General features: G+C 42.9%; 10 protein-coding genes, 1 other RNA gene and 1 other annotated feature. Of the genes, 5 read left to right on the top strand and 6 right to left on the bottom strand.

Annotated features, from left to right (window positions below; all coding sequences use genetic code 11):
• Nucleotides 1–47: 47 nt before the first annotated feature.
• Nucleotides 48–1,586 carry an N-acetylmuramoyl-L-alanine amidase gene (locus R2B72_RS04715; RefSeq protein WP_318615149.1) on the bottom strand — a complete coding sequence of 513 codons (1,539 nt, stop codon included), beginning with the start codon at nt 1,584–1,586 and terminating at the stop codon, nt 48–50.
• A gap of 117 nt (nt 1,587–1,703) precedes the next feature.
• Nucleotides 1,704–1,940 (top strand) — a binding site (T-box leader).
• 261 nt (nt 1,941–2,201) lie between these two features.
• On the opposite strand from R2B72_RS04715, the gene hisS reads away from it, so the two are divergent.
• The 4 genes from hisS to R2B72_RS04695 all read left to right on the top strand — a co-directional run bounded on the left by hisS (nt 2,202) and on the right by R2B72_RS04695 (nt 6,413).
• On the top strand, nt 2,202–3,476 hold the full coding sequence (gene hisS, locus R2B72_RS04710) for a histidine--tRNA ligase (RefSeq protein ID WP_318615148.1): 1,275 nt from the start codon (nt 2,202–2,204) through the stop codon (nt 3,474–3,476).
• An 18-nt stretch (nt 3,477–3,494) separates the two neighbouring features.
• Nucleotides 3,495–5,258, top strand: coding sequence for an aspartate--tRNA ligase (gene aspS / locus R2B72_RS04705; protein ID WP_318615146.1), 1,764 nt, complete (start codon nt 3,495–3,497; stop codon nt 5,256–5,258).
• Nucleotides 5,259–5,373: 115 nt separating this feature from the next.
• Nucleotides 5,374–5,557, top strand: a non-coding RNA gene (ssrS, locus tag R2B72_RS04700) — 6S RNA.
• A gap of 88 nt (nt 5,558–5,645) precedes the next feature.
• On the top strand, nt 5,646–6,413 hold the full coding sequence (locus R2B72_RS04695; RefSeq protein ID WP_318615145.1) for a tRNA threonylcarbamoyladenosine dehydratase: 768 nt from the start codon (nt 5,646–5,648) through the stop codon (nt 6,411–6,413).
• A gap of 53 nt (nt 6,414–6,466) precedes the next feature.
• Here R2B72_RS04695 and R2B72_RS04690 read toward each other — a convergent pair whose 3' ends face one another.
• The 5 genes from R2B72_RS04690 to R2B72_RS04670 form a co-directional block, all read right to left on the bottom strand.
• Nucleotides 6,467–7,345, bottom strand: a complete 879-nt coding sequence (locus R2B72_RS04690; protein WP_318615144.1) for a DUF4349 domain-containing protein — start codon at nt 7,343–7,345, stop codon at nt 6,467–6,469.
• A 132-nt stretch (nt 7,346–7,477) separates the two neighbouring features.
• The gene (locus R2B72_RS04685; RefSeq protein ID WP_318615143.1) at nt 7,478–8,437 is read right to left on the bottom strand and encodes a nitronate monooxygenase; all 960 of its coding nucleotides are present in this window, start codon (nt 8,435–8,437) and stop codon (nt 7,478–7,480) included.
• Nucleotides 8,438–8,710: 273 nt separating this feature from the next.
• On the bottom strand, nt 8,711–10,180 hold the full coding sequence (locus R2B72_RS04680; RefSeq protein ID WP_318615141.1) for a sucrose-6-phosphate hydrolase: 1,470 nt from the start codon (nt 10,178–10,180) through the stop codon (nt 8,711–8,713).
• Nucleotides 10,181–10,239: 59 nt separating this feature from the next.
• On the bottom strand, nt 10,240–11,661 hold the full coding sequence (locus R2B72_RS04675; protein ID WP_318615140.1) for a sucrose-specific PTS transporter subunit IIBC: 1,422 nt from the start codon (nt 11,659–11,661) through the stop codon (nt 10,240–10,242).
• 122 nt (nt 11,662–11,783) lie between these two features.
• Nucleotides 11,784–12,785 (bottom strand): LacI family DNA-binding transcriptional regulator, encoded by a 1,002-nt coding sequence (locus R2B72_RS04670; RefSeq protein ID WP_318615139.1) that lies wholly within the window; start codon nt 12,783–12,785, stop codon nt 11,784–11,786.
• Nucleotides 12,786–13,013: 228 nt separating this feature from the next.
• On the opposite strand from R2B72_RS04670, the gene R2B72_RS04665 reads away from it, so the two are divergent.
• A complete protein-coding gene (locus tag R2B72_RS04665; RefSeq protein ID WP_318615138.1) occupies nt 13,014–13,805 on the top strand; it encodes a DUF6612 family protein in 792 nt (263 codons plus the stop codon).
• Nucleotides 13,806–14,028 lie beyond the last annotated feature (223 nt).

Here is a 14,028-nt window from a genome sequence, read left to right as displayed (position 1 = left end):
GAGATGAAAAGGACCTTCCGCATTTATGGAAGGTCCTTTTCTGTACTTCATTCAATAGAATCGAAATAGTCGAGTAGCCCATTATAAATACCATGTGTTGCCTGCTCGCGGAACATGTCCGTCGTGACGGTCCGCTCTTCCGTTGCATTGGATAGAAAACCAAGTTCTATTAAAATCGCGTTCTGACGATTTTCGCGTAGGACAAGGAAATCACCTGGCTGTGCCCCGCGGTCACGTAGATTGACGGAAGAAGCCAGACCCCCATTCACTGCAGAAGCTAGCGCTTTTTGTCGAGGATGTGTGTAATAGGTTGTGAAGCCTGCCACACTAGGATCAGGATTCGCGTCGTAATGGATACTAACGAATGCATCTGCACCCACCTGGCTGCTGATAGCTACTCGTTTTCTTAACGATACATAGGTATCTGCTTCACGCGTCATAACGACCTCGGCACCTGCTGCTGTCAATTTAGCCGCAAGGAGTTCAGAAGTGAGTAATGTGATGTTTTTTTCATCGGTTCCTCGTGTGCCAGTTGTTCCGCGGTCGTTGCCGCCATGTCCTGCGTCAATGACAATTGTTAGCCCTTTTAAGGTGCCAGGAACGCGTGATTTTTTTTCTTTATCGACAAGTTCCGCTGTCACTGGTTCATCACCCGTTGACACGACCCATTTGGCGATAAACGCGGATTCGCCTGTGGGCAAAGCAATTTTATACCAGTCACGATCTTCCTTGATGATTGAAAACTTTTGTCCTGCATTTGCCAGCATAATACTTTCTGAAGAAGTCGTTGCCTCTGCACGGATATTCGTACCATTGGACAAAATTGTCACTGTCCCGGTCTCTGGTTGTCCAGCAGTCTTTGTCCCATTCGATGACAGTGTTCCGTGGAATGAGTAGACCCAGCCTTGTTTATTGTTATCGATCGTAATTTGCACCCAATTGCCGTTGGTTTTATTGACGGTATACGTCTCGCCACGTGAGATAAGTCCTACTCGTTTGGAAGACAGATCGGCTTTCTTGCGAACATTGAGTGCACCAACAGCAACCGTAAATAATTCAGCTGATGCTGGTTGTTCAACGGGCTCAGTTATTGAAGTCGGGATGGTTTGTTCGACCAATTTTGTAATATAATCCGAATGTACCCATCCTGTGATGCCGTTATACGTGATGGCAGCCCATTCGCCGTCTTGTCTCGTCATCAATGCTTCGTCACCTGCGGACATTCGGCCTAACACGGCAGAGCCGATGGCGGGACTCGATCTAATATTCAATTGGTCGACGCGTGACACAATGGTCGTAGCGCTTGCAGTTGACTGATCCAAGGAAGTCGTTAGCCAAGCAGCTATCCAACCCGAGTTGTTGCCATCCCTAATTTCTAACCAGTCTCCTGACGTTGATAGTACGACCACTTGAGTTCCTTTTTTCAGTGAGCCTGTAACATCGTAGGTTAGCCCAGGACCGGATCGAATATGGAGTGATGCCGTATCCACGACGACGGATTGCGTATTGGCGTATGTAGTTGGCGTACTATGAAATGTAGTGAAGAGAAGTATGCCTACAATGATCCATTTGCTTACTTTCGACAAAATATCAACCTCCTTGTATTCCATTGTAGGAGGTTTCTGGACAAAAAACTACAATTAATCGAAAAAGGTTGACACACTGTTGGGGAATCATTAATATGATGTTAAGTAAAGATACAATAAGTGCTGATGACATGGAAAGTAATTGTATAACGGACTGACAAGAGAGAGGCGGACGTGGCTGCAATCCACCTCACAGACGTGTATAATGAAAAACACCATCGAGGCTCTGTGCTGAACGATTATGATTCAGTAGGTGCAGACGGAACCGGCCGTTATCCGGGTTTTGAGTGGACGCGAGATAGATGCGTCAATTTGGGTGGAACCGCGGAAGCTATAAAGGCTCTCGTCCCTTGCATAGGCAAGGGATGGGAGTCTTTTTTTGTATTTTTAACTTGCTTCAGCAGAAGCCCGCTACCGAAGCAAGTTAAAAGCCTCCGGCGGATGTCACAGATTTTGAAAAGATCAGGAAGGCAACCTAAGTTCGCCGCGTCCTGCGGCAACGGTTGCATACCCGCATCCTGCGGGCACGCAAGCGCAATTCAAAATCTAGACGCAATTACGCCGAGGCGTAATTGATATTTAGTGACTAACACCTAATTGGGAAGGGGAATGGACATGAATTTTAAAGTGCCAAGAGGAACGCAGGACATTTTGCCGTCTGAAACATGGAAATGGCAGCAAGCCGAACGAATTATTAACGAAGTATGTGATGTTTATCGTTATAAAGAAATCCGCACACCGATTTTTGAGCAAACGGAATTATTCCAACGTCTTGTAGGAGAGACGACGGATGTTGTTCAAAAAGAGATGTACACTTTTACGGATAAGGGCGATCGTTCAATGACGCTACGGCCGGAAGGGACAGCGCCTGTCGTCCGCTCCTTCGTGGAGAATAAGATGTTCGGGTATGCCGATCAGCCAGTTAAACTATTCTACACAGGCCCAATGTTCCGTTATGAACGTCAACAAGCTGGGCGTTATCGTCAGTTTGTACAGTTTGGCGCGGAAGCGATTGGTAGTGCAGACCCAGCGATTGACGCAGAAGTCATTGCGCTCGCACTGGATGTCTATAAGCGTGTTGGATTGACGAAGTTGAAACTAGTCATTAACTCTCTTGGCGATACGGAGTGTAGAGTCTCACACCGTGAGGCGCTTATTGCGCACTTTAATCCGCATATAGGAGAATTTTGTGGGGATTGCCAGTCAAGATTGGAAAAAAACCCATTACGCATCCTAGATTGTAAAGTCGATAGTGGTAATCCTTTGATTCAATCAGCACCTTCTTTGGCTGATTATTTGAACGAAGCATCTGCACACTATTTCGAGGATGTTAAAAGCTATTTAGACGATGCAGGAATTGCTTACGAAGTCGATGCTAATCTTGTACGTGGTCTCGATTACTATAACCACACAGCTTTTGAAATTATGAGTACATCCGAAGGCTTTGGAGCCATTACAACGCTTTGCGGCGGCGGGAGATACAATGGGCTGGCTGAAGAAATCGGTGGACCTTCAGCACCTGGTATTGGCTTTGCCATGAGTATTGAGCGTTTATTGCTCGCTATGGCAGCTGAAGGTGTGTCGTTTAAGGCGGAGCCGGCATTGGACGTCTACATTGTCACACTCGGCGACAGCGCACGTCGCCCGGGCTTCAAGCTATTAGGTGAACTACGAGCAGCGGGTATCCGTTCAGATATGGATTACATGGACCGGAAAATGAAAGCGCAAATGAAATCAGCAGATCGTTTGACTGCGAAAACAGTCATTATCATCGGAGAAGATGAAGTGACAGAAGGTGTCGTCCAACTGAAAAATATGGTGGATGGCACGCAAGAAAAAGTACCATTTACGGAACTTGTCGCAAAAATTAACGCAACATTGATAGGCTAAGAAAGGCGGATGAAGACAATGCAACGAACGCATTATTGTGGGGATTTAACAGAACAAGCAATTGGAGAAACGGTAACACTGAAAGGGTGGGTGCAAAAAAGACGTGACCTAGGCGGCGTTATTTTCGTCGATGTACGCGATCGTTCAGGCATCGTTCAAGCAGTTTTTAACCCGGATATTTCAGCGGAAGCTTTGGCGACTGCTGACAAACTACGTAACGAATATGTAGTTGAAATTACAGGTAAAGTCATTGAGCGTCAAGAAGGTCAAAAGAATCCGAAAGTGAAAACAGGTTCAATCGAAGTTCAGGTGGATGAAGTAACAATTGTTAACGAAGCGAAAAACCCACCATTCATGATAGAAGATGAAACAGATGTTAATGAAGAAATTAGACTGAAATACAGATATCTGGACTTACGTCGTCCGAAACTAGCAAATGTCTTCAAAATGCGTTCAGACATTACGAAAACAGTGCGTAATTTCTTGGATAGCGAAGGATTCCTAGAAGTGGAAACACCAATTTTGACGAAATCGACACCAGAAGGCGCACGTGACTATCTCGTACCAAGCCGAGTGCATGAAGGTGAGTTTTACGCTTTGCCACAATCACCTCAATTATTCAAACAGATGCTAATGGTATCCGGTTTCGACCGCTATTACCAAATTGCTCGCTGTTTCCGTGATGAAGACCTTCGTGCGGACCGTCAGCCGGAATTCACGCAAATCGATATGGAAATGAGTTTCATGTCGATGGAAGAAATTATGTCATTGAATGAAAAATTGATGCAAAAAGTTATGAAAGATGTCAAAGGCATCGACGTTGAAATTCCATTCAAACGTCTACCTTACGACGAAGCTATGGCGCGTTTCGGTTCAGATAAGCCAGATACACGCTTTGATATGGAATTGATAGATGTATCAGAAGTTATGAAAGAATCCTCTTTCAAAGTATTTGCTGGAGCAGTTGAATCCGGCCAACAAGTGAAACTAATCAATGCTAAAGGTTTGGCAGATCAATATTCACGCAAAGATATTGACGCGTTGACAGAGTTTGCAGCACTTTATGGTGCCAAAGGACTTGCATGGTTGAAAGTGGACGAAGAAGGCTTCAAAGGACCGATTGCGAAGTTCTTCGAAGGCGAAGAGGGTGCAGCGTTGAAAGCGACGGCGAATGCTGAGGCAGGCGACTTGTTGCTGTTCGTAGCAGATAAGAAGAACGTTGTAGCCGATGCACTTGGCGCACTTCGTTCTAAGTTTGGTAAAGACCATAACTTAATCGACGAATCAAAATTCAATTTCTTGTGGGTCACAGAATGGCCGCTATTTGAATATGACGAAAAAGCAGGCCGCTATTCTGCAGCGCATCACCCATTCACAATGCCAGCCGATGTAGAAGAATTGGTGTCAAGCCCTGAAACAGTTAAAGCACTTGCGTATGACCTTGTGTTGAATGGTTATGAACTGGGCGGTGGATCACTGCGTATTTACGAACGTGACGTTCAGGAGAAAATGTTCAAAGCTCTTGGCTTTACGCAAGAACAAGCCCAAGAACAATTCGGCTTCTTGCTTGACGCATTCGATTACGGAACGCCTCCACATGGTGGATTGGCATTCGGTCTTGACCGTATTGTTATGCTGCTTGCGGGTTCAACAAACCTACGCGATACAATTGCATTCCCGAAAACAGCAAGTGCAAGTTGCTTGCTAACAGCAGCACCTGACCGCGTTGACGATAGCCAACTTGCAGAACTGGGCATCCTTGTCATGGCGAAGAAGAAGTAATAAACAACAGTCCCAATCAATTATGCCGCGGCGCAACTGATTGGGATGTTGGTTGAAATTACTTCTTATAAAGTTATTGAATTGCCTGTCAACGTGTGGTAAGATATCTGTAATACGAATCCTGGAGTGTTCGTTATTTGCCAATCAGTTTTGACCGAACATTCTATCGTCGGGAGCCCGCATTTTGATTAGGATGACACGCCTTCTTCGGGGGACGTCAAAATAATCAAATAGGACACCCACCTGCTGAAATTGCAGGTTCAAAACGATACTACAAAGACGGCACATTCGGGATTTGTTCTACCTTACTTATAACCCTCTCTGGCGCTTTGCGGAGAGGTTTTTTATTTGCGAAAATCGTAGTAATTAACGAAAGGCGGAATTAGTTTGTTGCACCAGTTTTCACGTAATGAATTAGCAATAGGTACAGAAGGTGTACAACGTATGCGTGACATGACTGTCGCGATACTCGGTGTTGGAGGAGTGGGCTCATTCGCGGCAGAGGCATGCGCGAGGAGTGGCATTGGCCGCATCATTCTTGTCGATAAAGACACTGTAGATATTACGAATATTAATCGGCAGAGTGTTGCGTACTTATCGACGATTGGTCGCTCGAAAGCAGAAATTATGCAAGAACGCATTGCTGATATTAATAAAGACTGTGAAGTGATTTCACTGCATATGTTTTATACAGAAGAAACAGCAGAGAAGTTTTTCAGTTATAAACCGAATTACGTCATTGACGCATCAGATACAATCGCCTACAAAATTCACCTCATTAAAGAGTGTCTCGCTCGCGACGTGAAAATCATTTCAAGCATGGGTGCGGCAAACAAAATGGATCCGACTCGTTTTCAAATCGCGGATATTTCAAAAACGCATACGGATCCAATTGCTAAAGTCATTCGCCTGAGACTTCGTAAAGAAGGTATCCACAAAGGCGTTCCAGTCGTCTTTTCCGATGAAAGCCCGATTGTTGTCAGAGAAGACGTCGTTGGCACAGTCGGCAAGCCAGAAGCACAAATCCGTAAAGCTAAAATGCCTCCAGCTTCAAACGCATTCGTGCCATCTGTCTCTGGACTCATTTGCGCCAGTTGGGTCATCAATGATATCGTCGCGGATATTCCGATTCGACGTGTCAAGGACAAGCTGTAAGCAAAAATCTCCCAATGTGCATAACGCATTGGGAGATTTTTTGAATAGGTCAACTACTTAGTAGGCTTCTTTCTTTTGATGATAAAATAAATGCTAACTCCAATAAGCGCTAACAGAATAATCACTGGTAAGTTTCCAATGAAAAATACAATCAAACCAGACCCAGCAGCTAGCATGAAATTCGTGCTGGTCGCCAACTGTTTTTTTGTTTTATCCCAAGTATCTAAATTATTTTTGTCGAGTGCGGGAACGATGACACGATCTTCATACATGGAAATTTCAATCGTTGAATAAGACGTTTGATTTTCTAGGTAGTTCATCTTGCCAACAATCACTTCAATTTCTTCTTGAACTATCGCTAAATCAGCAGAGATTTTCAGTAAGTCCTCGGTCTTTTGTGCCTGACCCATAAACTCCAACAGGCGAGCCTCGACTGCACGTTTAGAGGTTACTCTGGATTTCAAGTCTACATATTGCTCCGTCACATCCTGGCCTGTCACATTGCGTTCTAGGATAGTCGCTTCTTCTTCTGCATCCTTCAAAAAAGCTTGGAAATGCTTCTCTGGAATACGGATGATCATCGTTCCGCTAACAGCCTCAGTGTCTTGCCCATAGACAGTGGATTCAACAATATAGCCTCCATAGTCATTGACCTTTTTTTCGATTTTCAGCTGTGCTTGTTCAAATTCTTTCACTTTCACTTGCAATTGTGCATGGTGGATAATCATTCGATTCGTGGTGGTTTCTACTTGCGCTTGTTCTGATGGTGCTTCCTCAGCGTCACGGTCCATCATGTTATCCATGGCTATCTCATTTGAGCCTGCCATCGATTTTTCAGATTTAGCCTCGTCTTTTGAGCTGCTTGCACTGCATGCTGCTACTAGCATTGACAGTATGACTAGTAGTAGGATGGAAAATAACTTTTTATTCATAATACTCCCCCTTGTTAACAAGTTAGACGAGAGAGCGAGGAAAAAGTTACAGATTGTGGAGATTACTACCGTTAAAAAAGAAGCCTCATACATATCCGGTTTTGAGGACATTTTTGTAAGAGGCATGTGAAACTACAGTGATTTAGCTAGCTTATATTCTTGCATTAAATTATCCATAATCGTTTGTACAGAAAATATTTCTTTAATCTCATGAACCCTTGAACCCGCAAAGACTAAGCCATTGTCAACATCGCCGTCTACAGAGTGTTTTAACGAGTCGAGTGTACAAAATCGAAACGAACACTGTTTTAAGCAATTGTAGCACTTTTTAATCTTAACTTTTTTATCGCCATAAATTAATTCTGTAAATGGATTACGAATAGCGCGTCCTTCTAAACCGACTGTTGTTTTGACAAGAACGGTATCTCCCTCATTGCAATCTACATACATTTGTTTAAAGGCGGGATGCGCATCGCATTCGTTGCTGGCGACAAATCGTGTCCCCATTTGAACACCGGAAGCTCCCAATTGGATAGCTTTTGCGATATCCTCGCCACGAAGAATGCCGCCTGCTGCTATGACAGGAATACCGACTGATTCAGCTACTTCTGGCAGCACATCGAATAACGGTCTGTCTGTCCCGAGATGTCCGCCAGCTTCACGTCCTTCCACGACGACAGCGGCAGCACCAAGTCTTTCGGATAATTTTGCTAGCTTGGCAGATGATACAATCGAGATGACAGGAACGTTATATTCTTTACCCCAACTGTACATATCACGTGAAATACCAGCTCCAGAAATGATGAAATCCACTTTCTCTTCCATTGCCGCTTTGATATTTTCTGCAAAATCCGTCATGGCAAACAAAACATTTACGCCGATATAGCCTTTGCCGTTGGTCAGTTCTCTTGCCCTTCGAATATGACTTCGCAGTGTCTCAACTGAAATGCCAGTGCCGGAAATCGTACCGATCCCTCCAGCATTTGCGACAGCGGCAGCGAGTCCACTGAGTGAAACTCTGACACCCATGCCACCTTGCATAACAGGGATTTTAGGTGTCATATGTCCGATAATCATTTTTGGAATATCCATACAATAAATTCCTCCTATTTGGTTGTGGAAACTTGTGTATCAATATGAAAGTACTCATGAAAAATGAAGCCAGTACACTTTAAATGCTAGCGGTGGAGACAAATGTGGAAAAAAATAAGGTGAGCGTAGTGTGCTAATCATTTTTAATACAATAGCATTAGTAGGGGAAGAGTTATGTGATTTAAATCACAATGAGCAGTGAATAGGGCAAATTATAGGAGCTATCCAACGAAAATCCCCCTCCATCTGTTTCTTTGATGGAGGGGGAATGCTTTAGTAATCCCATTTCGACATTTGAAATTCCGCGCTTCCTTCTGAGGCGAAAAAACGAATGCCATCACTGTTTTTGCGTGGGAAAATTCGACTTGTAAATACTTCTATGCCGTCATTGATAAAAATCTCTACTGAAGAGACGTCTACAAAAAGTTGAATTTTAATGCTAGTTGTTTCAAGTGTACATTGTCGTATTGTTCCATAATCCACACCAACATCTTGACCTGAGTAAGTACGATCAAGCACGACCTTTTTGTCAGTCGTGTCATAGTATACCGTCGTTTTTTCCTGTTCACTTGTTCGGAACTCAATACCGACTGTTTTTGCGTCAATCGAGTTAATTTCACAAATCATTTCATAAGAAGTGCCTGTAAAACCCTCATATACTTTGGTTTCATTCGCAATCGTATCTTTTACTATGTGTACTTGTTGGCGAAGTGCCGCAAGCTCTTTCACCGGCTGTTGCAGTAAATACCCATCTTGAATGGATAATTCTCTTGGCAACGTTAAGCAATGTGCCCAGCCATTCGAATCTGTTGGATAAGTAATTTCCGGTAATCCCATCCAGCCGACCAAAATACGGCGGCCTGAAGAGTCTACAGTCGTTTGAGGTGCGTAAAAATCAAAGCCGCGATCCAGTTCTTGAAAATCACCATGCCGTAACTTATTTTGCTGCATATCCAATTTTTCACCGATAACATAGCCAGATTGATAAATGTTTTGATAATGATCACCACTCGCAGCTAATCCTTGTGGCGAAAAAATGACAACTCCTTGGTCTTCTAATTCAAAGTAATCGGGGCATTCCCACATGAAGCCAAAGGGATCCATCTCGGTTTCAATTTCACCTGTAAATGTCCAATCCAGTAAATTTGTCGAGCTATAGAGCACGATACATCCTGTTTGATTCAATCTTTGTGCGCCAATGATGGCATAATATCGATCGTCTTGTTTCCAAACTTTTGGATCCCGGAAATGGTCAGTGTATCCTAGTGGTACGGAAGGAATTACAGGTTTGTCGAGCTTAGTAATCTGATAGTTGTCATCCATAATAGCAACGCATTGATAAGGATGGCGTACCCAGTTGGCGTCACGCGTATTGCCTGTGTATAGTAAATATAATTTGCCTTGATGTTCAATGGCGCTTCCAGAGTAGGCTCCGTGGCTGTCAAATTCATTATCTGGTGTTAATCCAACGCCGAGATCATCCCAATGCACAAGATCTTTCGACTTTAGATGGTACCAATATTTCAAGCCATGGACAGGTCCAAGTGGAAACCATTGATAAAACAAATGATATTCTCCGTTAAAATAAGAAAAGCCATTGGGGTCATTGAGTAGTCCCGTATTCGGCTGTATATGAAACGTTTGGCGCCACTCGCACTGATCCACTGTTGACTGAAGTTCAGCCAATTCTGTAGAACTGATCTCGGTTAATGGTCGGTAACGTTGTTTTCTTGTCCATTCCACAATTATTCACTCCTTAAAAAAATAGGGGAGAATCATTTGATGATTCTCCTAGTAAATAGTTACTGCTTATTTTTTTCTCTTTGTGCCAATAAAAACGTGATAGCGAATGCGACGACGAATGTAATGCCCATCCCAATAATATAAGGAATAATCGATGAAGATTTAATCGAAATAATGCCTGGCAGGCCAGCCGCACCGAGTGCGATTGCTTTTACTTTATAAAGGGTAGCAAAGGCAGATCCTACGCCTGCTCCGATGATTGCCGCAATAAAAGGATATCTTAACCGTAAGTTGACGCCGAACATGGCTGGCTCTGTAATCCCTAAAAGTGCAGAAATACCTGCAGCTGAAGCGGTTCCTTTTAATTTTTTATCTTTCGTTATGAAGAACACGGCTAGTGTGGCAGCCCCTTGCGCGATGTTTGACATCGTTGCAATGGCAAAGATAAATGAGCCACCCGTCTTTGCGATATCCGCCAATAACTGTGTTTCTACCGCGATAAAACTATGATGCATGCCAGTAATGACAATCGGCGCATATAGTAATCCGAATACGGCACCGCCAAGAAAACCAGTCGTGTCATACAAGAAAATAATACCATTTGTCAATGCGTCACCGGCAGCACGCGTAAAAGGTCCTACAGCTGTAAATGTTAAAACGCCAGTAATAAAGATGGCCAATAACGGTGTTAAAAGATTGTCCAACGCAGTAGGAATCACTTTGCGACAGGCATTTTCAATCTTCGCTAAAATAAAGGAAGACACTAGTACGGGGAGTACGGTCCCTTGATAACCTACTTTTTCTATCGTAAAGCCAAAAATATTCCACACAGGTACATCATTTGCTAATATAGCGGCCCCATAACCATACCCATTGAGCAAGTCAGGGTGGACCATGATCATACCAAGTGCTGCCCCAAGATACGGATTTCCTCCAAATCGCTTTGTAGCCGAAAATCCAATTAAAATGGGTAGAAAGACAAATGCAGCATTGGCAAATGTATTGATTAAAGCTGCTAAGTCAGTCATCCCCGGATTTGCTTCTACCAGCGATTGTCCTTTAATGAATAAATCCTGCGCCGTCAATAAATTATTAATCCCCATAAGTAAACCGCCTGCAACAATCGCTGGAATAATGGGGACGAATATGTCGGACAGCAATTTAACAAACCGTTGAAGAACATTCAATTTCTTAGTACTAGCTTGCTTGACATCTGCTGTAGACATATCCGCAAGCCCCGTTAATTTAGCAAACTCTCTATAGACTTCATTGACAGTTCCGGGCCCAATGATGATTTGATACTGACCACCTGTAGAAAAGGTTCCTTTGACAACATCCATTTCATCCAATGTTACTTGGTTTACTAGTTCTTCGTCCTGTAAGACTAAACGTAACCGTGTGGCGCAGTGTGCAGCGGCGGTAATATTTTCTTTACCTCCTAATGCAGCGACAAGTTCTTGCGCAATTTGTTTATAATCCATTTTACTCCTCCTCTAATTATCAGTTTTTTGGAACCGGTTCCAAAAATGATTAAAAAATTTTAAGTATGATGCAAAGAACCGGTTTTATGAATGCTGAAAACAAGCGTGGAACCGGTTCCGTTTTAGTTTAAGTTATGAGTAGGATAACTGTCAACACTTTCTTTTTCAATTAACTGATAATCTGAGAAGGAGAGTCTATCTATCTGCTCGCCGTTGACTAATTGGATGATTCGCCCGGCAGCTTGTTGTCCTGCTCCTTTATAATCATATTTAATTGTTGTTAAACTGGGGTGTATAATATCCGCGACTTCATAGCCACCGAATCCTGTGATGGATAAGTCATGTGGAACACGTAAACCTTTTAGATGGGCGGCCTTCACTGTGCCCATTGCGATATTATCTGTTGCACAGACAATAATAGAAGGAGCAAATTTATCGATGATAATCGAAGCTTGGGCAATGGCTTCGGTCATGTCGAAGCTTGTGAGGTAATGGTTGACTTCGCACTGTTTATTTTCCGAGAAAGCTTGTATAAGACCTTGTTTTCTCCTGACGCCGACAGCAATATCTTGCTCTGTGACACCCAAAATCGCAATCTTTCGATGTCCTTTTGCTAAAATATAGTTACCTAGCTCATAAGCGGATTCATAATCTTGGTGAATTAAGCTATGAACGTCTGGATGTTCTTGCCCAACTAACAAGACGGGAATGTCAATCTTGTTGAATGCCTGCAAGTGGCTGTCTGTAATTTGTGCGGCTAAGAGAATGATTCCTGCAACTTTTTGTTTAGCTAATGTATAGATGTTTTCAATTTCACGTGTTAGGTTTTGACTCGAATTAGAAATTAACATTTGATAATTATGTTCCCTTAGTTGTTCATCAATCCCAATTAATGTACGCGACGTAGCGTAGGAATCAAGGCGTGGCACAATCACGCCAATAATATTCGTTTTCTTTGCTTTTAAACTCTGCGCAAAGGCATTCGGCGTATAGTCTGTATCACGAATAATTTGTTCGATTTTCAGCCCCGTCTCTTGGCTAACAGAACCACCATTCAGGTAGCGAGAAACGGTACTTTTAGCTACTCCTGCCAGTTGAGCGATATCAGCAATGGTTGTTGTCATCGTTACATCTCCCCATTTAATTCTGTGAGTACTAGTATACACGACAATGGACTGAAAATAACGCTTCAGTTGTTAAGGGGGATGGGGAGAAAAAATTTTTCTAGCCGGAAATGAAACGTAGTGACTGGTTCAGGCGTCTCTTATTAAGAAGATAGATAATGTTTTGCTTTAGATTTCATCCGCAGTACAGTAAAATGAGTGTATGTTTGGAAGAAAGGAAGTCTCAATGTGAAAAATGTTTGGAAGATAGCCGTTGTCGGTTTGCTTGCTGTTGTCTTATCAGCATGTGGCAATGCAGCAGCGCAAGGGAATTTGACGGCTCAAGAAGTTTTTGAAAAAGCGAAGGATGCGTCGACAAAATTAGAGAGTGTCCATAGTACAATTTCTTTTGAAGATTTTTGGCGGACAACTGTACCAGAGGATAAAAAGACGATGAAATATGATTTTCAATCAGATGCCACTTTACATCCGGTAACATTCAAACAGCGGTTAATTATCAAACCAAGCCTTGAAAAAGCGTGGGGAGCAAGCGTGTATAAAACGAATGACCGTATTTTCATTGAAGAAGACTCGAAAAAAGAGTTGGATGAATTACCTTCAGGCGCACTGTCAGAGTTATTTGGTGCCATGATGGATCATGTGAATCCAACTGTAAATCTATCATTCTTTGAACCCTTTGCAGATGATTTTGAGTTGGAACCGATTGATTACGGCTATAATTTAAGGCTGTCCATGTCGCGAGAACAATATCAAGAATTTCAAAAACTTGTGTTTGGAGTAGATGACATTAGTGGGGAATACGCATTTATTAATAAATTCGATATTGTCATCGGTATTGATATCAACACATTCTACACAACGGATTTCAAAATGACGCTGGATACAACAACGTATTCAACAACAGAAGTTAACGGTAATTCACATCGTGTCAAACAGACGATATCAGCTGTTTACAGTAAGTATGATCATGTAGAGCCTATCAAGCTTCCGGCTAAAGTGCTAGATGTAGCGGCTCAATGAATTAGACAACCTTATGGAAAAGGGCTGTCCAGAAAGTCAGTTATCACTGACTCTTTGGATGGCCCTATTTTCATTAATTATCCAAAAACTATTTTTGATTCCTCGACAAGCACTGCTAGAAACTTATCGATCAATTGCCGGGGGTTATCGATCAATTCGGAGTCGTTATCGATCATTTTCGCTGAGTTATCGATCAATTGGGCAGAGTTATCGTCATTTCAGG

Source organism: Sporosarcina sp. YIM B06819 (assembly GCF_033485175.1).
Classification (GTDB): Bacteria; Bacillota; Bacilli; order Bacillales_A; family Planococcaceae; genus Sporosarcina.
The sequence above is the reverse complement of the archived record's forward strand: the minus strand, read 5'-3'. Positions and strand labels throughout refer to the sequence as shown.

Bases quoted from the DNA above. Each gene is read 5' to 3' on its own strand.
- R2B72_RS04685 (WP_318615143.1), bottom strand. From the start codon at position 8,437: ATGGATATTCCAAAAATGATTATCGGACATATGACACCTAAAATCCCT.
- R2B72_RS04690 (WP_318615144.1), bottom strand. From the start codon at position 7,345: ATGAATAAAAAGTTATTTTCCATCCTACTACTAGTCATACTGTCAATG.
- R2B72_RS04675 (WP_318615140.1), bottom strand. From the start codon at position 11,661: ATGGATTATAAACAAATTGCGCAAGAACTTGTCGCTGCATTAGGAGGT.
- aspS (WP_318615146.1), top strand. From the start codon at position 3,495: ATGCAACGAACGCATTATTGTGGGGATTTAACAGAACAAGCAATTGGA.
- hisS (WP_318615148.1), top strand. From the start codon at position 2,202: ATGAATTTTAAAGTGCCAAGAGGAACGCAGGACATTTTGCCGTCTGAA.
- R2B72_RS04670 (WP_318615139.1), bottom strand. From the start codon at position 12,785: ATGACAACAACCATTGCTGATATCGCTCAACTGGCAGGAGTAGCTAAA.